Annotated in this window: 19 protein-coding genes; 6 read left to right on the forward strand and 13 right to left on the reverse strand. The window is 42.2% G+C overall.

What is annotated here, in order from left to right; translation table 11 throughout:
* Nucleotides 1-105 precede the first annotated feature (105 nt).
* Nucleotides 106-1,257, forward strand: coding sequence for a biotin synthase BioB (gene bioB / locus DFP82_RS12665; protein ID WP_110924080.1), 1,152 nt, complete (start codon nucleotides 106-108; stop codon nucleotides 1,255-1,257).
* 146 nt (nucleotides 1,258-1,403) lie between these two features.
* Nucleotides 1,404-1,838 (forward strand): protoporphyrinogen oxidase HemJ, encoded by a 435-nt coding sequence (hemJ, locus tag DFP82_RS12670; protein WP_110924081.1) that lies wholly within the window; start codon nucleotides 1,404-1,406, stop codon nucleotides 1,836-1,838.
* Nucleotides 1,839-1,997: 159 nt separating this feature from the next.
* Here hemJ and DFP82_RS12675 read toward each other — a convergent pair whose 3' ends face one another.
* The 6 genes from DFP82_RS12675 to DFP82_RS12700 all read right to left on the reverse strand — a co-directional run bounded on the left by DFP82_RS12675 (nucleotide 1,998) and on the right by DFP82_RS12700 (nucleotide 10,880).
* Entirely contained in the window at nucleotides 1,998-2,651 is a 654-nt protein-coding gene (locus DFP82_RS12675; RefSeq protein ID WP_181416321.1) for a hypothetical protein, read from the reverse strand.
* A 263-nt stretch (nucleotides 2,652-2,914) separates the two neighbouring features.
* Complete coding sequence (locus tag DFP82_RS12680) at nucleotides 2,915-3,406, reverse strand: hypothetical protein (RefSeq protein WP_110924082.1); 492 nt, start codon at nucleotides 3,404-3,406, stop codon at nucleotides 2,915-2,917.
* A 124-nt stretch (nucleotides 3,407-3,530) separates the two neighbouring features.
* Complete coding sequence (rph, locus tag DFP82_RS12685; RefSeq protein ID WP_110924083.1) at nucleotides 3,531-4,247, reverse strand: ribonuclease PH; 717 nt, start codon at nucleotides 4,245-4,247, stop codon at nucleotides 3,531-3,533.
* Nucleotides 4,248-4,522: 275 nt separating this feature from the next.
* The gene (locus tag DFP82_RS12690) at nucleotides 4,523-6,295 is read right to left on the reverse strand and encodes an AMP-binding protein (RefSeq protein WP_110924084.1); all 1,773 of its coding nucleotides are present in this window, start codon (nucleotides 6,293-6,295) and stop codon (nucleotides 4,523-4,525) included.
* A 699-nt stretch (nucleotides 6,296-6,994) separates the two neighbouring features.
* On the reverse strand, nucleotides 6,995-8,722 hold the full coding sequence (locus DFP82_RS12695) for an AMP-binding protein (RefSeq protein ID WP_110924085.1): 1,728 nt from the start codon (nucleotides 8,720-8,722) through the stop codon (nucleotides 6,995-6,997).
* A gap of 349 nt (nucleotides 8,723-9,071) precedes the next feature.
* On the reverse strand, nucleotides 9,072-10,880 hold the full coding sequence (locus DFP82_RS12700; RefSeq protein WP_110924086.1) for a vWA domain-containing protein: 1,809 nt from the start codon (nucleotides 10,878-10,880) through the stop codon (nucleotides 9,072-9,074).
* Between the two features lie 266 nt (nucleotides 10,881-11,146).
* Here DFP82_RS12700 and parC point away from each other — a divergent pair, with 266 nt between their 5' ends.
* From parC to DFP82_RS12715, 3 genes are all read left to right on the forward strand, one after another.
* On the forward strand, nucleotides 11,147-13,453 hold the full coding sequence (gene parC, locus DFP82_RS12705; RefSeq protein WP_110924087.1) for a DNA topoisomerase IV subunit A: 2,307 nt from the start codon (nucleotides 11,147-11,149) through the stop codon (nucleotides 13,451-13,453).
* A 183-nt stretch (nucleotides 13,454-13,636) separates the two neighbouring features.
* Nucleotides 13,637-13,960, forward strand: a complete 324-nt coding sequence (locus DFP82_RS12710; protein ID WP_110924088.1) for a hypothetical protein — start codon at nucleotides 13,637-13,639, stop codon at nucleotides 13,958-13,960.
* Nucleotides 13,961-14,050: 90 nt separating this feature from the next.
* Nucleotides 14,051-14,371: a hypothetical protein gene (locus DFP82_RS12715; protein WP_110924089.1), complete on the forward strand. Its 321-nt coding sequence runs from the start codon at nucleotides 14,051-14,053 to the stop codon at nucleotides 14,369-14,371.
* 271 nt (nucleotides 14,372-14,642) lie between these two features.
* On the opposite strand, the gene DFP82_RS12720 is transcribed toward DFP82_RS12715, so the two are convergent.
* The 5 genes from DFP82_RS12720 to DFP82_RS12740 form a co-directional block, all read right to left on the reverse strand.
* Nucleotides 14,643-15,464, reverse strand: a complete 822-nt coding sequence (locus tag DFP82_RS12720; RefSeq protein ID WP_110924090.1) for a YidX family protein — start codon at nucleotides 15,462-15,464, stop codon at nucleotides 14,643-14,645.
* 181 nt (nucleotides 15,465-15,645) lie between these two features.
* Nucleotides 15,646-16,125, reverse strand: coding sequence for a BLUF domain-containing protein (locus DFP82_RS12725; protein WP_110924091.1), 480 nt, complete (start codon nucleotides 16,123-16,125; stop codon nucleotides 15,646-15,648).
* Between the two features lie 98 nt (nucleotides 16,126-16,223).
* Entirely contained in the window at nucleotides 16,224-16,688 is a 465-nt protein-coding gene (locus DFP82_RS12730; RefSeq protein WP_181416322.1) for a BLUF domain-containing protein, read from the reverse strand.
* Between the two features lie 250 nt (nucleotides 16,689-16,938).
* Nucleotides 16,939-17,418: a BLUF domain-containing protein gene (locus DFP82_RS12735; RefSeq protein WP_181416323.1), complete on the reverse strand. Its 480-nt coding sequence runs from the start codon at nucleotides 17,416-17,418 to the stop codon at nucleotides 16,939-16,941.
* A gap of 440 nt (nucleotides 17,419-17,858) precedes the next feature.
* Nucleotides 17,859-18,365, reverse strand: coding sequence for a hypothetical protein (locus DFP82_RS12740; protein ID WP_110924094.1), 507 nt, complete (start codon nucleotides 18,363-18,365; stop codon nucleotides 17,859-17,861).
* Nucleotides 18,366-18,675: 310 nt separating this feature from the next.
* On the opposite strand from DFP82_RS12740, the gene DFP82_RS12745 reads away from it, so the two are divergent.
* A complete protein-coding gene (locus tag DFP82_RS12745; protein ID WP_110924095.1) occupies nucleotides 18,676-19,512 on the forward strand; it encodes an HAD family hydrolase in 837 nt (278 codons plus the stop codon).
* An 89-nt stretch (nucleotides 19,513-19,601) separates the two neighbouring features.
* On the opposite strand, the gene DFP82_RS12750 is transcribed toward DFP82_RS12745, so the two are convergent.
* Nucleotides 19,602-19,865: a hypothetical protein gene (locus DFP82_RS12750; RefSeq protein ID WP_110924096.1), complete on the reverse strand. Its 264-nt coding sequence runs from the start codon at nucleotides 19,863-19,865 to the stop codon at nucleotides 19,602-19,604.
* Nucleotides 19,866-19,918: 53 nt separating this feature from the next.
* Nucleotides 19,919-20,725: a 3-oxoacyl-ACP reductase gene (locus tag DFP82_RS12755; RefSeq protein ID WP_110924097.1), complete on the reverse strand. Its 807-nt coding sequence runs from the start codon at nucleotides 20,723-20,725 to the stop codon at nucleotides 19,919-19,921.
* Between the last annotated feature and the right edge of the window lie 230 nt (nucleotides 20,726-20,955).

Consider the following 20,955-nt stretch of genomic DNA (forward strand, 5'->3'; position numbering starts at 1 on the left):
ATTTTCTAAAAAGGTTACGGTATACTATATCGCAGCCTTTTTTATTATTTTAAAAACACAAAAACATTTAGATGTACCCAATACCGTTATAAAAGGATTTATCTCATGGCAGGATTACTTAACATCTCAGAACCCAATGCCGATAGCCACACTGAGACACTCAATCATCAAAACAGTAGCGATGATTTTTTGGCCAGTTTAGCCGCCGATGCCAACCAACCAACGCCACATAAGCATAGCCGCGAAGAAATCGCCGCACTGTTTGATTTGCCTTTGATGGATTTGTTGTTGCAAGCACAAACGATACATCGGGCGAACTTTACTGCCAATGAAGTACAAATCAGCACCTTGCTCTCTATCAAAACAGGTAACTGCCCTGAAGATTGCGGCTACTGCTCACAATCAGGTCATCATCGCGATACCACAAAACTACAAGCAGAGAAACGCATAGAAGTGGACAAAGTCATTGCTGCTGCTAAACGTGCCAAAAATAGTGGCTCATCACGCTTCTGTATGGGTGCGGCATGGAAACATCCAAGTGCAAAAGACATGCCTTACGTGGTTGAGTTAGTTAAAGAAGTAAAAGCGCTAGGGCTTGAGACCTGTATGACGCTTGGTATGTTAGATACCAATCAAGCAACGCAATTAGCAGATGCCGGATTAGACTATTACAATCATAATCTAGATACCTCACGCAGCTATTATGAGCAAGTCGTCAGCACGCGCAGCTATGACGAGCGATTAAATACCATAGACAATGTACGCAACTCAGGCATCAATGTCTGTAGCGGTAATATCGTTGGTATGGGCGAGAGCCGTGATGACCGTATCGATTGGGTACATGAACTGCTAAAAATGCCAAAAGCGCCAGAATCGATCCCAGTCAACTTGCTCGTGCCTATCGCCGGCACCCCTATCGGTGACAAAGTGCTTGCCGAAGGTCAGCTGTCTGTACTTGAGTGGATTCGTACCATTGCCGTGGCGCGTATTTGCTGCCCGACCAGCTATGTGCGTCTATCTGCTGGCCGCGAAAGCCTCTCTGACTCTGAACAAGCCTTGGCCTTTATGGCAGGTGCCAACTCGTTCTTCTATGGCGATAAACTGCTAACGACTGGGAATGCCAGTCAATCAGGCGATGACAGACTCATGCGTGAACTTGGCCTAACAAAGCAGTTTGCCGCGCCAAGAGCACCTAAAGTATTGCCTGTAATGGACGCGATGAACGGTCATCAAACACAAGTCGTATTGGCTGACTAGTTTGACGGTGTGCAGTTAGTGTTCATCAATAATCTGCATTGCACTTGCGTTTGGGCTGTGTCATCCATTAGCCCTTATAACAAGCATATGAAAATAAGCCCAGGGTATGTCCTCATTCCAAATGGCTGATAACAAGAGATTAAGTAATGGCAGATTATTTTAACTGGATTAAAGCGGCGCACATCATCTCGATGGTTTGTTGGTTTGCGGCAATTTTCTACTTACCACGCCTATTTGTCTATCATGCGATGAGTGATGACACTATCAGCCAAGAACGCTTTACCATTATGGAGCGTAAGCTGTATCGTGGCATTATGACGCCATCGATGATAGCGACATGGGTCTTTGGTCTGTGGATGTTAGGTCTGGGTTGGGATGTGTATAAAACTCAAGGTTGGCTGTACGTTAAGCTCTTACTAGTGGTATTACTATCTGGCTATCATGGTGCATGCGGGCTATATCGCAAAAAACTGATTGATAATCCACACTATAAAACACATAAGTTTTGGCGCTGGTTTAATGAAATACCAGTGTTTGCGTTGATATTTATCGTCATTTTAGTCGTGGTAAAACCTTTCTGAAATTAGCACCGACACTAGCAGAATCATTGATACCCACAAACTAAAAGCGTCCGCCACTTTATCAGTGACGGACGCTTTTTTTGACCTATTATCTCTAGTAGCTTGAACAACTCTGAAACCGCTGACCCTATTTCTGAAGTTGGTATCAAACGTTAAATATTAAACACTAGGGCGCATGATTTGATAAACATTACTCAAGTCATAAACACGGTAACGAGCTGGCTCACGGCGGTTTTCACCAGCATAGCTTAATATTAGTGCTTGCTTCGCGCGCTCATCGACCCAGCCCACGAACAGTCCGCTGTGCTCAACGTTATTATAGCCATGGTTGATATAATAGAGCCAATCTCCCACTTCAATCTCGCCACTATTGGCATAAGGGCCTTGACCATAAGTGCCTTTGTGAATGGTATCGCGCGTCACTCCTGCCCGTTTGAACACCGCATTCAGATAGTCCCAGCAGCCCCCTTGAATGATAGTACGCTCGTTTAGTGCCATCTTGCGTGCAGTACTGACAACCTCACGTGCGGCCAGACTACTTTGGGTCTCCGCACTACTCAATAGCGGTAAATATTCACTATCAATATTGTCATAATCACCGGATAAAAATGCAGGTAGTACTGTGGGCGCTTGACGAGATACGTCTGGATAACGATAGGAAGTATTGCTCGTTGGTTGAGTAGATTTTTGAGCGATCAGAGTGCTCATACTATCTGCATGAGCTGGGCCAACCAAACCAAAGGTCAATAATAAAAGACTGCACGACGCTGTAACCGACGACGACATAGACATAGACATAGGCAAACGCGACATGACTAACTCCTTGTCAATAAAATATAAATGACAGCATAAAAATAGTAGTGGATGAATTTCCAACCCTACTTATAAACTATTTAGAAGTGAGTCTGCAAGCACTATTCATTTTGAATAGATGATAGAAGGTATGAAATTATAGATTGATGGTCGCGTTACAACGCTAATTTAGAAGGGGTAAATCAAGATAGCACTAAAGGCTAGGAAGGTAATATATATGCTTTTAGAAAGGTTTGATTTGGACAAGTAGAAAGAGATAGTTTTTAATTATCACTCATCTTAATATTAACATGGCGCTTAGATAACGCTTGGCCTTGTAAGATAGCTTTGGCAGCAGTTGCTTCTTGGATACTTTCAAAACCGCTTATATTGTACTTACGTGTGTCACTGCTATCGACAATCTGTAACTGCTCGCCGATCAGCGTTACCTTGTCACTGTCGATCAAATGGATATGCTCGCGCTTACCTTGATTGTCATGCACCATCTCACCAGCACGCACCCACAGTGTGCCGCTACTGATAGCGCCAACCATGGCTTTTTTATGTTTTTGGCGTTGTCGATTAAAAATAAAACTGCCAACAATTAGCAACGCTAACGCACCGATAGCCAAGCGCTCAGGTAGCACACTCATTGCAAAGGCGACCGCAACTGCCCCGACCAATAAGGCAGAGCCAAACCAAAACATACCGTTATCAGTCGTTTGGGACTGACCTTGCAAGGTGATTTTGGCGCCATCATCGGTCAGCTTAAGCATGCATCATTACCTGTTGCGAGATATCTAGTTGGCAACAGATAGCGGGCTATTAAAAGCCAACTATCTGTCAGAGCTCGTCGTAGTGTTAAAAAATTAGCACCGTTTATAATAGATCAAAAGCAGACTACCAGCCTAAAGCGGTTTGCTGCATTTTAATCAATTCGGCAATACCTTTTTCGGCAAGAATCAGCATGTCATCAGCTTGAGCGCGAGTGAATGGTTTCTCTTCCGCAGTACCTTGCAGCTCGATAAACTCGCCTTTTTGAGTCATAACGACGTTCAAATCGGTATCGCAGCTAGAGTCTTCTTCATAATTCAAATCTAGATACGCTTCCCCATCTTTCATACCGACAGACACAGCAGCAACTAAACCAATCAATGGATCTGCTTTTAGTTTTTTGGCTTTTTGAACGGTCTCTAATGCGTCAATAAGGGCGATCGCTGCACCAGTCACGCTAGCGGTACGAGTACCACCATCAGCTTGCAGTACGTCACAGTCAAGATAAATGGTGTTTTCACCCAACTTACTCAAGTCAATCATCGCACGTAGGCTACGACCGATTAAACGCTGAATCTCTTGGGTACGACCTGATTGCTTGCCGCGTGCCGCTTCACGTTGATTACGGGTATTGGTCGCACGTGGCAACATACCATATTCAGCGGTGATCCAACCTTTGCCTTTGCCTTTCAACCAGCGTGGTACGCCTGACTCGACACTAGCAGTACATAGTACTTTGGTATCGCCAAAGCTCACTAACACTGACCCTTCGGCATGCTTAGTATAATGGCGCTCAAAGCTGATAGAGCGAAGTTGGTCAAGCTCACGATTGTCATTACGCATAAAAATTCCTAGTACAGTATTTGAAAAGCAGGGTGATAAAAATGGTCATAAAATAAGAGGTTGTCGCTACATGACAGACCAGTATTTATTATCGTATATTTATTAATCGCATATCAATTCATAAAAACTGACATACAGGAATATAACTCGAATACAAATAGCGACTGCGTGCCTTAGTAGACGCGAATATGGAGATATCCTAACGTGACAGCGGCGCAATAGCAAGATTCACTCACGCTATTACGCCGCTGCTTCAGTAAAGTTTGGTGTTAAATTTATTCTAAACCTTCTATCTTACGCAATTCTTTACGCAGGATTTTGCCCACGTTTGATTTTGGTAATTCATCAACGAACTGGATGCTACGTGGACGCTTGTAGCCGGTCAGTTGCTTTTTGCCAAAATCGAGTAACTCTTGCTCTGTCACTTCACCTTTTTTGACCACAAACAACTTTGGCTCTTCACCGCGGTTTTCGTTAGGGACACCAATCGCACCGCACTCAACCACTGCTGGATGCTCACTCATGGCTTCTTCGATCTCATTCGGATAGACGTTAAAGCCAGAGACCAAAATCATGTCTTTTTTGCGGTCAACAATTTTAATAAAGCCTTTTTCATCCATGATACCGATATCACCGGTTTTTAGATAACCATTGGCAGTAAAGGTTTCCGCTGTTTCGTCTGGACGGTTTTGATACCCAATCATCACCTGCGGGCCTTTGACGCAGATCTCGCCACGGTCACCCAGAGCGACTTCTTTTTCATCATCGTCAATCAGTATGACATCTGTGCTAGAAGCAGGAATACCAATCTTACCTGTGAATTCAGCAATGGTCATTGGGTTAAAAGCAACCACTGGCGAGGTTTCAGACAAACCGTAACCCTCTACGATAGGCAAACCCGTGATTTTATGCCACTCTTTTGCCACGCTTGGCAGTACCGACATACCGCCGCCGATAGAGGCTTTTAGATTAGAAAAATCTAAGTCAGCAAAGCTGTCTTTGTGTACCAAGCCGTTGAATAACGTATTTACCGCAGGGATAAATGAGGGTTTATATTTGCCCATCTCTTTGATCAGACCATCGAGATCACGTGGGTTCGGAATAAGCAAACCCGCATAGCCTTGGTACATGCCATACATACCGCAAACCATAAATGAGAACACATGATAGAGCGGTAACGCCGTCAAGATAACCTCGTCGGCATCAGCGTCATCGTCAAATGCACTGTTCATCAACGCACTGATCTGTAGCATGTTAGCCACTAAGTTACCATGCGACAGCATTGCCCCTTTAGCCACACCTGTAGTACCACCCGTATATTGCAGCAATGCCACGTCACCTAAATTCAAATCAGGACGTTTATATTTGCTAGCAGAAACAGCGTTCAAGGCATGCTTGAAGCTCACACTCTCTGGCAAGCTATAAGCAGGAATCATTTTTTTGATATGGCGCGCAACGAGGTTGACCACTGCTCCTTTGATCGTGCCTAGCATATCGCCAATCTTACAAACGATGACGTGCTCGACTTGACCTTTATCTTCTGCTTCTTGATACGTCTTTGCAAAATTCTCTACGATGAACAAAGCTTTCGTACCACTATCATGCAGCTGATGTGATAACTCGCGGCTCGTGTATAAAGGGTTGACGTTGACCAGCACCATGCCTGCACGGATGATACCCAATGCAACCACTGGATACTGCAGGAGGTTAGGCATCATCACCCCAACTTTGTCACCCTTGACCAATCCTAACGACTGTAAGTAGCTGGCAATTTGACGACTAAACAAATCCAATTGCTTAAAGGTAATCGATGCACCCATACAGATATAAGCAGGCTTTTGGCCATAACGGCTAAAATTACGCTCGAACACCTCTAGTAAAGAAGTATTATCATCCGGCATATCGATAGTAGCCGCAATACCATAGCGCTCATAAGTACCTAACCATGGACTATCACTCGGTATCATCGGCATAGTAGGAAATGCGCTGTCGTTATTATTAGTCGCAGCATTATTGTTTGTAGTCTTTTTATTGGTACTGTCGGTCATAACTTTTCCTAAATGTTGCCGTTAAAAACGTAGAATAATCTAATGGAAACACCATTATTTTTGTGGTTGATCAATGACAGTGAAACTTGTGAATAAGAAACGATGATAAGGTAAAAGCATTCGTTATTCACAAGATTTGTAAATCAAAGCGCAGTATTAGGTCCATGATAAGTGGTGTAATAACTCAACAAGGATAAATCAACATTCAAACCTACAAGGTTGATTTTACAAGAAATATAGAGAAAAAATTATATCCTGTTGTCGTTAAATATAACAATACGCTGATGAGCACTATAGCAGTTTTGCCAAAAATTCTCTATCTATACTAAGTCCTGCTCTCAACTCCATCGATGGCTATCTATCCAGTCTAACGATGACTAGGCTAATGGTGGCTAGGTTTCGCCAAACCGTATCGAATAGCTGATGAATATCTCGATATTGTCGGCGTCATTGTATTCTTTTGACTTTAATATCTATTATTTGATTACTGCTTTTGCAATGAAGACTCACCCTAGCGACATCTTAAAGACAAAATAGACGTAAAAAAATGACAAGATAGCATATACGCAATCTTATCATTTTTAGTGGTGACCCTACTCTGTATTACGATTAGTTATGAGCGCTGAGTCTATATGAGCATTGAGTCTTTGTAAGCACTCATAACTAGTTTTTGAGTATTGAGTATTGAGTATCAATCAATTAGCCATGGTTCTTTTCTTCAAGCAATCGCAAATCTTTACGTAGAATTTTACCCACGTTAGATTTTGGCAATTCATCGATAAACTCAACATGACGAGGACGTTTGTAACCGGTTAGGTTTTCTTTGCCATAAGCAAGAACTTCTTCAGCGGTCAGGCTAGGATCGTTGCGCACGACATAAATCTTAGGAGTCTCGCCGCTCTTTTCGTCACTAATACCAATGACACCGCATTCTAGAATTTTAGGGTGACCCGCCATAACTTCTTCGACTTCGTTAGGATAAACGTTAAAGCCAGACACCAAAATCATATCTTTTTTGCGGTCAACGATCGTCACATAGCCATTGTCAGCCATGATACCAATGTCGCCCGTACGGAAGAATCCGTCTGCGGTCATCACTTCGGCAGTCGCATCTTCGCGATTCCAATAACCTTTCATAACCTGTGGGCCACGAACACTGATCTCGCCGCGCTCACCAAGCTCTACTTCATTACCCACATCATCTAAGATGGCAACATCAGTCGCTGGCATCGGCACACCAATAGTACCTGTGAATGTTTTGCTATTGCTAGGGTTAGAAGTCGCTACCGGTGCTGTTTCAGACAATCCATAACCTTGGATAATGATATTACCCGTTACTTGGCGCCATTTTTCAGCGGTTGGACTCAATACGGCCATACCGCCGCCCATTGATTGACGCAGCTTGCTATGATCCATCGCGATAAATTCTTCGTTATTGGCAAGCGCGTTGAACAACGTGTTGACTGCTGGGAAGAATGCTGGTGGATTGGCTTTATATGCTTTTAATAAGCTATCAAGATCACGTGGGTTTGGTACTAATAGCACCACACAACCGCGATATAGACCAAACATACCGCACACAGTAAATGAGAAAATATGATACATCGGCAATGCTGTCATAATGACAGGCTGCTCACCTCTTTGATCGAAATCATCAAAGGCGGTCCCCAAAAAGGTATTGGATTGAATTAAGTTTGCCACTAAGTTTTTGTGCGTCAGCATCGCGCCTTTGGCCACACCGGTCGTACCACCGGTATATTGTAGGACGGCGATGTCATCGAGCGTGATATTGCTTGGGCGTTTATATTTACTCGCAGCGCTATGACTCAGCGCACTTTTGAAGGTGATGCTGTTGCTAATACTATAGGCAGGCACCATTTTTTTCACATGGCGAACGACCGTGTTGACCATGAAGCCCTTAAGCGTACCCATCAAATCGCCCATACCTGTAATCACGACCTTGTCGACTAGACTACGGCCGATGTCTTGATAGGTTTTGGCAAAGTTTTCGACCATGATCAGCACTTTGGCGTCTGAATCGGTCAGTTGATGCTCAAGCTCTCTGGTGGTATATAACGGGTTGACGTTGACTAGGGTGAAACCTGCACGCAGTACTGCAATGACAGAAATTGGTAATTGCAAAATATTGGGCATCATGACCGCAACTTTGTCACCTTTGACCAATCCTAACGACTGTAGATAGGCAGCCATCTGGCGGCTATATAAATCCACTTCTTTAAAACTTAATGATGAACCCATGCAAATATAGGCAGTCTTGTCACTATTATCCGCAAAGCTTTTTTCAAAAACATCAATGAGTGAGGTATCGTCAGCTGGCATTTCAATGTTGTAATTCAGCCCAAGCTCTTCATACGTTTTTAGCCAAACTTTATCATCACGACGGGTAAAATTTACTTGATTTTCCATAATCTTTTTTCTCCTAGTAATAGTACATTACCGTCAGCGTATACTAATCACAGTGTGATAAACATACGAAATGCCAAGCCTTTGCTGACCATTACGGTGGTAAGCAAAGGCTACGGCGTAATCGTACAGTGCTGAGCAAACAATATAGCGGTAAATAGCCCTTTGTTTATTAACATACACACTTTGTACAAACTACTCAATACAAAAGATTGGTGCTTGAGTTCGTAAACAGGCTTGACGGAAAATAAAATGTTTTATATCAAATATTTAACTTTAAAAACCAATGAGTTTTTAGCGTCCTATTGGCGAACATTCATCCATAGAAATCCTATGGTTTGTTACCCGTTCATTACTTTGTACTGTCAAGGGCGCTAGCCAGTTCTGTTAAAGTCACAAAGTTACGGCGAGTGCCGTCCTTATCATTGCTTAACTGACGGGCGAGACTGCTTGTCGCTAGCTTAGTGCTATCATTATATTGCCACTCATTAATGTACTCACTTTGAGTTAAGCGTTGACCAAAACCTGCCACCGCCATTGCAAACTGAGTATCAGCGTTGGCTTTGTCCAGAGAGTGACTGTCATTATTAATTGGTTGACTAAGCAGTTTAGAGGTATCACCTGTAGGCGCTTTATAGCGAATTTTTAGATAGCCCAGCTCATTATAGTTTTGTTTGTTATTCGAATTGGCGCTGGCATTGTTATCAGCATATCGGCGATCACTGTATAGACCTTTTTGTCCTTTAGGCGTGACTTCAAATAGTGCGATAACCGCTTTACCTGCGCCGAGCTCGCCTGCATCGACTTTATCATTGTTAAAGTCTTGCTCGTTAAGCACGCGATTTTCATAGCCAATCAAACGCCATTCACTCACGACATCAGGGTTGAATTCGATTTGTACTTTTACATCTTTGGCGACCGTATTAAAGGTCGCAGCCAACTCATCGCCAAAGACTTTTTTGGCCTCGGTCAGACTATCAATATAACTGTAGTTACCATTACCATTGTCGGCCATTTGTTCCATCATATGGTCGTTGAGATTGCCACGCCCAAAGCCAACGGTAGATAGTGAGATACCACGCTCACGATTGGATTTGACCAAATCCAGCATATCATCAACATCACTGATACCGACATTAAAATCGCCATCCGTCAGCATCATGATACGATTGATGCCGTCCTTTTTCATCGCTTGCTCAGCTTGGCGATAAGCCAATTTTAACGCGTCTTCTCCGTTGGTGGAACCTGATGCATTTAACCCATCAATCGCGGCGAGGATTTTTGCTTTTTGATCACCACTGATCGCAGGCAATGCCACACTGGTTTTGCCTGAATACGTGACGATACTAATGCTATCTTCAGCACGCATCTGTTCTGTCAATAGTTTAAGAGACGACTGCGCCAATGGTAGCTTGTCGCGCGATGACATAGAGCCTGATACATCTACCAAAATCACTAGGTTAGCTGCAGGCATAATTTGATTGGCACTTTTATTAGACCAGCTGTTCTCCACAGCTTTAATGCCTACTTTGACAATCTTATTATCTTGATCTGCTCTATCCCAAGGCGAATCGACCACTTCAGTTGCAACCACAAATGGTGCATTACCGAGGCGTTTACCATCATCAAACTGATAGTTAAAATAGTTAATCAACTCTTCTACCCGTACTGCATCAACGGGTGGCAACTGACCTTCATTTAGATAGCGGCGCACATTGGCATAGCTGCCCGTATCGGTATCGATAGACAAAGTAGAGACCGCCATATCCGTCGTGCGATGTACAGGATTTGCATCGTTCTTTTGATAATTATCATTTGCCTCTGGTTCGGCGCTGATGGGTTCAGGTCTGACCATCGGTGGTGATATTGAAGATGGTGATGCTGGGCTTCTCAGTATTATGAAAGGGTCAGGAGCTCTCATCTCAGAGACTAGTGACGTATTTGATACCGCAACTGCACGGCGTGGTTTTTTCATCGTAGTACTACTTGAGGTTTCTACCATCGGCTTGGGTGCTATCTGCTCAGATACTGTCTGCTGTGAGCTACAAGCACTCAATCCAACACTGGTGATAATACCCAACAGTAGCGTGTGCTTGGTTAAATGATGAGTGCACGCACGCGATAACGCACTTGATGGATAGACAGATGACGCAGATAACATAGTAACTACTCCGTATAATAGACAGATGACAAAATTTTCAAAGACAACACAGTGATCAAAAGTTGAATTAACTATACTTCACCTGTTTTATAAAAGCTATCAACCAAAATGCTATACAGAAACCCAATGAAGCGCGTCACGACCTGTCGTCTATTCTGACTTATACCTTTTTAATTCTGCCAATTTCCTTTACGATAGCACTATCCTATTTGTACGCTTGCACCAATTATCTATACCTATTAAAACTGATAAGTGAATCCTATTTTATGTCTGATGTTATTGATAATACGATTGCCCCAATCATTCCCACTGAACCGATGGATACTCGCTCAGTCGCAGAGTTCACTGAGCAAGCTTATCTCAACTATGCGATGTACGTCATCATGGATCGGGCACTGCCCAATATCGCTGACGGTCTAAAACCAGTACAGCGCCGCATCGTCTATGCGATGAGCGAGCTAGGCCTAAAATCGACTGCCAAAGCCAAAAAATCGGCACGTACGGTCGGTGACGTCTTGGGTAAATACCATCCACATGGTGACAGCGCTTGTTATGAAGCGATGGTACTGATGGCGCAGCCGTTCAGTTATCGCTATCCGCTCATCACTGGTCAAGGTAACTGGGGTAGCCCTGATGATCCAAAATCATTTGCGGCGATGCGTTATACCGAAGCCAAAATGTCTGCTTATGCCAATACGTTGCTCGCAGAGTTAGGTCAAGGCACAGTCGATTGGCAAGACAACTTTGACGGTACGATGCAAGAGCCAACCACCCTACCTGCCCGCCTACCTAACATACTATTAAATGGTACAACGGGTATCGCAGTCGGTATGGCAACAGACATTCCGCCACATAATCTCAACGAAGTGGTACGTGCGGCTATTCGATTGCTTAAAAATCCTGAGCTATCGGTTAAGCAGCTTACCCAATCAATACCAGCACCTGATCTGCCAACCCCTGCTGAAATCATCACCAGTAAAAAAGACTTGCAAGCGATGTATGAGACTGGTCGTGGCAGCTATAAAATGCGTGCGACTTTCCACGTCGATCCTAAAGAAAAGAATCTCGTCATCATCGATGCGCTGCCTTATCAAGTTTCAGGCAACAAAATCCAAGAGCAAATCGCCAAGCTCATGACCGATAAAAAGCTGCCTTGGATTACCGATATTCACGATGAGTCAGATCACGAAAATGCCTGCCGTATCGTGCTTGAGCTAAAATCAACCCGAGTCGATGTCGCTCGCGTCATGAGCCATCTGTTTGCTAGTACTGAGCTTGAGAGTAATTACCGCGTCAATATGAATATGATTGGCCTAAACGGTAAACCGCAGGTCAAAAACCTAAAAGAAATATTGGAAGAATGGCTCGTCTGTCGCCGTTCTGTGGTCACGCGCCGCTTGCAATATCGTCTCGATAAAATCGATAAGCGCTTGCACATCCTCGCAGGTTTACTGATTGCTTATCTTAATATTGATGAAGTGATTCGCATCATTCGTGAAGAGGAAGATCCAAAAGCGACGTTGATGCAGGACTATGACCTGACTGATATTCAAGCCAATGCCATCTTGGATATTCGCCTGCGCCAATTAGCAAAGTTAGAAGAGATTGAGCTGCGCCGCGAGCAAGATGAACTGGCAGCCGAACGTGCCATTATTCAAGAGTATTTGGACAATCCAGACAGTTTGACCAATCTGATGATCGATGAGCTGACAGCCGATATGAAAGAACACGGCAATGAGCGCGTGTCACCATTGGCAGAACGTGAAGAAGCACAAGCATTAAAAGAATCAGACCTCGTGCCGAGCGAGCCTGTCACCGCTATTCTATCGAAAGCGGGCTGGATTCGTGCTGCCAAAGGTCATGATGTCGATGCTGCTGGTATGAGTTATCGTTCAGGTGATAGCTATCAAGCGCACGTGCGTGGTAAATCTAATGAAAGAATCTACGTGCTCGACAGCACTGGACGCAGCTACAGTATCGATGCGCATAACTTAGCGTCTGCGCGTGGTCAAGGCGACCCACTAACCAGTGTGTTAAAGCCACCAGCAGGTGCCAGCTTTGAGCAGCTACTAACGGGTGCTGACGATCAACGCATCATCCTTGCCAGCTCCGCAGGTTATGGTTTTATCAATACCGTTGGTAATCTAGATAGCAATCAAAAAGCAGGTAAGAACATTATTAATCTAGCGGCTGATAGTCGCTTGCTCCCTGTCGCACGTATCGATGCACCAGTAGATACGACTGCCAATACTGACGGTGACAATAGCAATACAAGTGTGGCACCTGACCATGTTGCCGTCACGACCAATGCAGGATATTTACTGATATTTGGCCTCGATGATTTGCCTGAACAGGCGCGCGGTAAAGGCAATAAACTTATCAAGTTAAAAGACGGCGAAGAGGTACTTACAGTCACGCCACTTAGTCAGCAGGACAGCCTTGTCATTACCGCCGGCAAGCGCCATGTGACACTCAAGCCAAATGATTTGGCTAACTATACGGGTGTTCGCGGCAATCGTGGTGGTCAGCTGCCAAGAGGCTTTCAGAATGTGACGAGTGTTGAGGTTGGGTAGCGTTACTGATTTGTCTGGTATGACTCACGGTAACAACACCCACTCTGTTACCGTGAATTAATCGGATAGGTATTTTGAGAGGGCTAACGCTAACTATTGGTGAAAATAATATAGAAAGCATTTTTTACTAGGTTACAATAGTTCGCTAATAATTTGAATTATCAAATAGTGTGGAACTATACTATGAATGTAGAAGATATCGCTTCTGGACAAAAAATTGTTATTTGTTCGATTGTAGCCAATTTTTTGGTAGGTGTGTCACAACGCAGTGCGCCTGAACTGGGTGTTATCGTCATTGTGTTCTCTCTGCTGGTAACTGCTGCTGCAATTTACGGTGCTTATCGTCTTTGTACAGGGCTGGATTATTCTGTCGGTATCAAGGTTTTAGTCATCGTACTTTTATTTGTTCCATTCATCAACCTTATTACACTTATTGTCTTAAGCGTAAAAGGTACGAAAGTTTTGCGTCAAGCAGGATATGAGGTCGGTTTTTTTGGGGTGAAATAAGCGCGTAAGGTGCGCGCCACGCACCGATGAGATTAACATTAAAAAATCGCACACTGGACGCGACCCACGACTTTAATTATTAATGACTATATGAAATTTTTAGCGATAGTTGTATCTTTTTTATTTTTATTCTGCGCACTTGCAGGAATTTTCGTCATTCCCACTTTTGAGGAATTATATAGAAGCTTTGGTGTTGATATACCAGTCTTTACTAAAATAGTATTAAGTACTCATAAATACTGGCTAGGATTATCTTTGATCCCAATACCCTTGGTTTACTTGTCGGAACAGTCAAAAAGATGGCAAGCTATCATCGTATTTTTTCTCTTAGCTTTGGCTATTCTTCTTATTCCTTTGACCATTGTTGCTCTTTATCTACCTATTTACGAATTGGGTAAAGTAGTTGGTTAAATTATAGCAACAAACATAGGCTATGCTTTTAGCACGTAGGGCTGATTAGCTAATGTAGTGGAAGTTTCGCGTACTGATTATATGAACAAGATTCAAAAAGGTGCGTGAAAAGCACCCTCCAACTGCTAACATTTAAAGCTCACAATATTTTTAACAAAAAGTCGCCTATACACACGTATAGACTGCTTCTTGGTGCTAATTAAAACAAATAACTATTCTGTGCATTAATAGCACCATACCTGCCTTATTTCCCCACTAAATCTCTTAAAACTTACCAATCTGCATTTGCAAGAGCTGCATATAAGAGTCCAGCACCTATAGCTTGGATGGGAAAAGTAACTATGTCTACTGCCACACTCACTGGCAACAAAGCAACGCCAAGTTTATTAGCATTGTCCTTAGTTCTCCATTTTTCATTCAATTGAATAGTCATAGGTTGCTTTAGCTTATGGTTTATCTGATCAATATTCTGTACCGCAGAAGCTACTGTGAGCTCAATGTACACTGGACGCTGACAGGCTAGACTTTGTTGTTCAGCGATGACTGATGTCTGACACTTAAAACCAAGATTTTCCAACTGTGGCTGCTCATTATTCTTTACTTCATTTATCGGCTTTGCATACACTAAGTTAATAAGGGTTGGTATATCCTTAACTTGACTGGATTTATCTCTATCTATATCAAGAATTAACTCATTTGAATCAGCTTGAGTTTTTTTCTGAATATCACGAGTTCCGTATGTTGTCTGAGCATCGGGGTCAGGGTAATAGAATAATGGATTAGTATCGATATATAGTGAGCCTAAATCTACTTGAGAGAAAATCCTTCTAAATATATCAGACGAAGTGTGAGAACTGACCGTAGGTTGCACTAAAAAGCTGTAGTTTTTACCTGCTAAGATCATAGCATCCTCGTATCCTGTTATTGGCTTATTAGGATATCCAACGGCAATAACTTTCTCAGATAAAATATTTTTTTCATGATATTCCACATGGTCAGTTTTGGTGTAATTTACAAGACCCGCAGTCGCGCAACCATTTAATACGATTGATGGTCCTAAAAGCGTTACGAGCAATAGAGACAGTTTCTTCATACATATAATCCGTTTAAGTTATTCAAATAGCAAATGCCTCAGATGATAATACACAACATATGTAGAATTAAAATATTTAATTTTAAAATCTATAAATATGAGATATCGAAAACAAAAAAAGCCGCCTATACGATGTAATGTATAGACGGCTTTTTTACGCCAATCAAAATAGAGAAGTTATCTAAGACTTATTGGATTCTGTATCCTCAAAGATCGCTTTCAAAAAACTTGTAATCTGAGTACTTTTCATTAGATAAGGATTAAAGTCAGCACCTGCTGAGAAGCTTTTTAGGGTATATTCTTCGTCTTCTACGCTTGATGTTAAATATTTTAATAAAAACCCATCCCATCTACGTACTTCTACTTCTTCAACCATACTGAGATGAGGTCCTAGGTGAGAATATTCATTGATCAATTTTACTAATATTTCATTGATAAGAGGTCTTGGACCTTCGATATTTTGAATGAAGTAATTATCATTAACGACAAGCGCTGAGGTTACACCACTTTTTTCATTGTTTCTTCGCCATTGCTCAAGCAGACGAGCCAATTCTATTCCATTATTACTGTCACTATTTTTGCCAATATACGTTAGGCTGAGAATAATATGCTCACCATGTCTTTTTCTATTTTCTGAAGGTTGGCTAGTAGCGATATGCATAAGAAACCTTATTTATAAAAAATTTATCTAAATCAAAAGACACTTTATAGGCAGCTTTTTTATACTGAGCGCATGCTACGCGCTTACAATTTTCTGAATTAACCGTCTTCAAAAATCACTTTCAAAAAGCTTTCAATCTGAGTGCTTTTCATTAGATAAGGATTAAAGTCAGAACCTGCTGAGAAGCTTTTTAGGGCATATTCCTCATCTTCGACACTTTCCGTCAGGTGTTTGGTTACGAACCCATCCCACCGAAGCGCTTCTATTTCCTCCAACTTAACAATATTAGGGAGAATCTTGAAATGCTCATCAACTATCTTCGCTAGAGCAGTATTGACAGCTGGTCTTGAACCTTGAATATTTTGAACAAAATAACCGTCATTGATCACAAGCGCTGAAACTAACCCACTTTCCTCAAAGTATCTTCGCCACTGCTCAAGAGCACGAGTCAATTCTATACCTGTTTTCATTTCGATGTTTTTACCGATATACGTTAGGCTAATCAGAACATGCTCGCCATGTCTTTTTCTATTTTCTGAAGTTTGACTTGTCGTTATGTGCATAAGAAAATCCATTTATATAATAGTTATATAAATTAATATACACTCTATTATAAGGTGTAATCAATAAAACTCTTGGTAATTGACCCGTTTCTTATCGTCTACACCTTAAAATAATACGACAAAAATAGGAATCACCAAAAAGCCGCCTACACACATATATAGACGGCTTTTTTATTCTAACTATAATAAATAACTATCCTAAGAGACAAATACTTAAGAAATAAATATCTAGGAAATAAATGCAGCGCATTTAAAATTTATTAGATTCAGTATCTTCAAATACCGCCTTCAAAAAGCTTTCAATCTGAGTGCTTTTCATGAGATAGGGATTGTAGTCAGAACCTGCCGAGAAGCTTTTTAGAGCATACTCTTCATCTTCAATGCTTGATGTTAGATGCTTGACTAAAAACCCATTCCATTGACGCGATTCTATTTCCTCTATATTAACAATGTTAGGAAAGATGCTTGAATGCTCGTCAAGTATTTTTTCTAAAGCAGTATTAATAGCAGGCCTTGTTCCTTGAAAACTTTGAACGAAATAACCTTCACTAATAACTAAGGCTGAAACTATATTATTTTCTTCAAAATATCTGCGCCAATACTCAAGTGCGCGAGTCAGCTCAATTCCCGAATCTAGGTCGACATTTTTGGCGATATATGTCATATGGATAAGAATATGCTCGCCATGTCTTTTTCTATTTTCTGGAGGTTGGCTTGTCGTTATATGCATAAGAAAATCCATTTATAAAAAATTAATCCAAATTGATAGATACTTTAAAATAAAATACAATCAATAATATTTTTAGCTTCCAATGAATCTTTATAATCTATCATGACTTTTTTCTGTGATGACATGAGATTTTAGTGAGATAATATACCGGCATCTATCAGAGTACAATTGTACTATAAAACTAGACTCAACCAGTGCAATATCATTATTCTAATAACTATAATGTCTAATCTGTATTTTCCTATAGTCCTGCCTCTACCCTAGCATACGACTGACCTACACTTATGAATTGCGTCAAATGCTGCAAGTATCAGGCCAATCGTTGTCTATTGACTAAGCTAGCACATCTTATAGATAGATGGCACTTAGCTTACTACCATGAAAAAGCCGCCTACACACTACATAGACGGCTTTTTACGCTGACTAAAGTGCCCAATCGACTAATACCGACCCATCTCAATTGTCGTCTCAGCAGTCATCATATCGCCCTGCCATGACTGCACATCTATCGTATACAAATGATCTTTACCGCCTGAACAGGGTGGCTTGTATGCGCCGCGGATATCGCCCTGACGGCTACGGTATTCAGCCACCATCTCTACACCGACTGGCACTTCATAAGTGTGACCAAACACGCGTGGCACCTCGACACTGGTTTTGCCCTCTGACAATGCGTAGCTGACAATTCCATGCCCGCCCTTTTGCATACGTTTGTTACTCACATCGTTATAGACAAAGACTAAGCTATCAGCTCCATCAGGAATGTTTGAGACCGTCATACTCGGCGTGGCTGGGCTTTTGCCACCATAATCTAGACACTGTTGGCCTTCAGGTATGTGATCAGCATTCCACATCTTATCATTGAACGTAACATCCATCGCAAAGGTACTGGTAGACAAAGCGAGTGCACTTGAGGCGACCACTTTTTTTAAGGTAAAAACTTTCATAAGCATTCCTTTAGACAGTTGGTGTATTAGCGCAGACAAGAAATGTCATTCTTTGACCAATCATAAAACTTGTAAAACATAATTAATGATAACTTTATAATAGATAATTATTGTTAAGTTGCTTGTATCTTTTAAAGAGTTTTGTTAATCCTTTGAATTAAAAAGAAATAAGATTCAGAGTAGTAGACCTATCTCAGCTCACCAAGCAAGATCATCTATGGGTACGTTACCTTATAGCTATGGTCTTCCTTCACGTGGTTATAGTAGTATTTAGGTCACTGACCCCTGAATAAAAAATAATAGGATCATCATGTTTGTTGAAGATAAAACGGCCACAGAAATTATGGCTCAGAGCACACCCATACCTATGCCCAAAATCATATTTTTTGATATCGATGATACGCTCAGCCGCAACGGTATTATCGCTGAGCATAACCAAGCGACGTTGAAGCAGCTTGCTGAGACTGATATCAAACTAGTGATATCAACAGGACGCTCTAAAGCAATATTGCCAGATGACATCTTAGCCTTGCTAGAGTCAAATGTGCTAGATGCTATTATTTGTATGAATGGACAATATAGCTTCGACAACGCTGGCCGAATTAGCCATTATCCACTGTCCGTAGAACAAACGGATAAAATTGCGAAACTGTGCTTAAAGGGCGACTTTATTCATAAATTTGACTCAGCGACTCATATCGCTTGGTCAGGTGAAAACGAGCGTTTGCGTGAATTCAATGCCATCACGCCCAACTCTATCGTTGCGCCTGATTACTATAAATCAAACACGGTGTATCAATGTTCTGTTTTCTTTAATAGTCAAGAAGACAAAATGCAAGACATTGACTTTGCTCAATACGATTTAAAACTGGTACATTGGCATCATATTGGCGCCGATATATTGCCAATAGAAGCATCCAAAGCACGAGGTATTAAAGATGTGTGCAAATACTATGGTGTAGATGCAAGCGAGTGCATGGCATTTGGTGATGGTATGAACGACCTAGAGATGTTTGATCTGGTCGGATTTGCCGTAGCGATGGGCGATGCGCAACCCGCGCTGATAGAACGTGCTAATTTCGTCACTGGGACGATTGAAGAATATGGCATACAGACAGTGCTTGATCAGTTGAAAACAGCGTATTAAGAGTACTTTCTAGAATCATTAAAAAACCCTTGCCAGATACTGACAAGGGTTTTTTAATGACGTTCTTTTGCGAAAGGCTTTTAGAACATCTACTGCTTACTTGCTACCAAACCATAAACCCAGCTACCAATTTTATAAAACCCTACAATGATAAGAATAAGCACCACTGCCGCTAGCACGTAAGCCAGCCAATTAGGCACGCCACTCAACCAGCCAATCGTAAATGTCAGACCCATATAGGTCTCAACTGGCCAATTCATCATAGGTATCGGTGAGCCAGAATTAAGCAATGTCATAAAGCCAACGATAGCCAGCGTAGCAGTGACGACCCCAACACCTTGACGAGTATTCATTTTATCCCTTCTACAAATCCAATCAAACGTTAAGGCACCGGTTAAGGCGTCAGTTAAGGCATGGTCAAGCCACCGTCAACAGCGATGGATTGTCCTGTGATAGCGGCACTCAAGTCAGACGCCATTAGCAACACGGAATTAGCAAAGTCAGCTACTGAGGTCGCTTGACGTAGCGGCGTTGTAGTCGCAATATAATCAAATACCTCTTCTGTCGTTAGGCTACTCGCATCAGTCGTCTTTAACAGTCCGCCTGCCAACAGATTGACACGGATACCATATTGCCCTAATTCAGACGCTAAGTTACGCGTCAGCCCAATGAGTGCAGACTTAGCAGTGGTATAGTCGTAATAAGTAACCACCGGATTATAGACAAGGTTGGTTGAAATATTGATAATCTTGCCCATCTTCTGCGCTTTCATTTGCGGCAATACCGCTTGCACCGTGTTGACTGCACCCTTAACGATGCCATCCATCTGCTGAGAGAAATGCGCCCAGTTAACGGTTTCTATACTGGTGTAATCCGCACTAGGATTGAACTGGTAACTAGGCAAAGCATTATTGACCAATATATCAATCGCACCGAAATGCTCAATCACTGCCGCTGCCATTGCTTGCATTTGGATTGCGTCAGTCACATCCCCTTGATAAGCAGAAGCTTGCCCGCCTATGGCCTTAATATCAGCCACTACCGCTTCGGCGGCGTCTTTACTGTTCAGGTAATTGACACACACATTGGCCCCTGCTGCGGCCATCTGTTTAGCGATTTGTGCGCCAAGACCACGGCTAGCACCTGTGACAATAGCAACTTTGTCTTTGAGAAGCATTGGAATCGCTGCATCTACTGAGTGGTTCTGAGTCATGAGGTTACATCCTTTATTATTATGTAGCGCGCCATGAGAAGAGATTTTATGGCACAGTCATTACAAATCCGCACTTATCATAGCATGATTATATACCGTCATTAGGCTGAGCAAACCTAACCTTATATCTCGTATCAAGCCTCTATTATTAACGGAAAATTAGCGCTTCATCACAGCGACTCGCATCGATTGCCTTAATTGCCCTTTAAATCACTGAAACAAATAGCCAT

It is taken from the genome of Psychrobacter fozii (genome assembly GCF_003217155.1).
Lineage (GTDB): Bacteria > Pseudomonadota > Gammaproteobacteria > Pseudomonadales > Moraxellaceae > Psychrobacter > Psychrobacter fozii.

Coding starts and splice junctions, on each gene's coding strand:
- DFP82_RS12740 (WP_110924094.1), bottom strand. CDS start 18,365: ATGAAAGTTTTTACCTTAAAAAAAGTGGTCGCCTCAAGTGCACTCGCT.
- hemJ (WP_110924081.1), top strand. CDS start 1,404: ATGGCAGATTATTTTAACTGGATTAAAGCGGCGCACATCATCTCGATG.
- DFP82_RS12730 (WP_181416322.1), bottom strand. CDS start 16,688: ATGCACATAACGACAAGTCAAACTTCAGAAAATAGAAAAAGACATGGC.
- rph (WP_110924083.1), bottom strand. CDS start 4,247: ATGCGTAATGACAATCGTGAGCTTGACCAACTTCGCTCTATCAGCTTT.
- DFP82_RS12755 (WP_110924097.1), bottom strand. CDS start 20,725: ATGACTCAGAACCACTCAGTAGATGCAGCGATTCCAATGCTTCTCAAA.
- DFP82_RS12720 (WP_110924090.1), bottom strand. CDS start 15,464: ATGAAGAAACTGTCTCTATTGCTCGTAACGCTTTTAGGACCATCAATC.
- DFP82_RS12735 (WP_181416323.1), bottom strand. CDS start 17,418: ATGCATATAACGACAAGCCAACCTCCAGAAAATAGAAAAAGACATGGC.
- DFP82_RS12745 (WP_110924095.1), top strand. CDS start 18,676: ATGTTTGTTGAAGATAAAACGGCCACAGAAATTATGGCTCAGAGCACA.
- DFP82_RS12675 (WP_181416321.1), bottom strand. CDS start 2,651: ATGTCGCGTTTGCCTATGTCTATGTCTATGTCGTCGTCGGTTACAGCG.
- DFP82_RS12750 (WP_110924096.1), bottom strand. CDS start 19,865: ATGAATACTCGTCAAGGTGTTGGGGTCGTCACTGCTACGCTGGCTATC.
- DFP82_RS12725 (WP_110924091.1), bottom strand. CDS start 16,125: ATGCATATCGCTACTAGCCAACCTTCAGAAAATAGAAAAAGACATGGT.
- DFP82_RS12715 (WP_110924089.1), top strand. CDS start 14,051: ATGAAATTTTTAGCGATAGTTGTATCTTTTTTATTTTTATTCTGCGCA.
- DFP82_RS12700 (WP_110924086.1), bottom strand. CDS start 10,880: ATGTTATCTGCGTCATCTGTCTATCCATCAAGTGCGTTATCGCGTGCG.
- DFP82_RS12680 (WP_110924082.1), bottom strand. CDS start 3,406: ATGCTTAAGCTGACCGATGATGGCGCCAAAATCACCTTGCAAGGTCAG.
- bioB (WP_110924080.1), top strand. CDS start 106: ATGGCAGGATTACTTAACATCTCAGAACCCAATGCCGATAGCCACACT.
- DFP82_RS12690 (WP_110924084.1), bottom strand. CDS start 6,295: ATGACCGACAGTACCAATAAAAAGACTACAAACAATAATGCTGCGACT.
- DFP82_RS12695 (WP_110924085.1), bottom strand. CDS start 8,722: ATGGAAAATCAAGTAAATTTTACCCGTCGTGATGATAAAGTTTGGCTA.
- parC (WP_110924087.1), top strand. CDS start 11,147: ATGTCTGATGTTATTGATAATACGATTGCCCCAATCATTCCCACTGAA.
- DFP82_RS12710 (WP_110924088.1), top strand. CDS start 13,637: ATGAATGTAGAAGATATCGCTTCTGGACAAAAAATTGTTATTTGTTCG.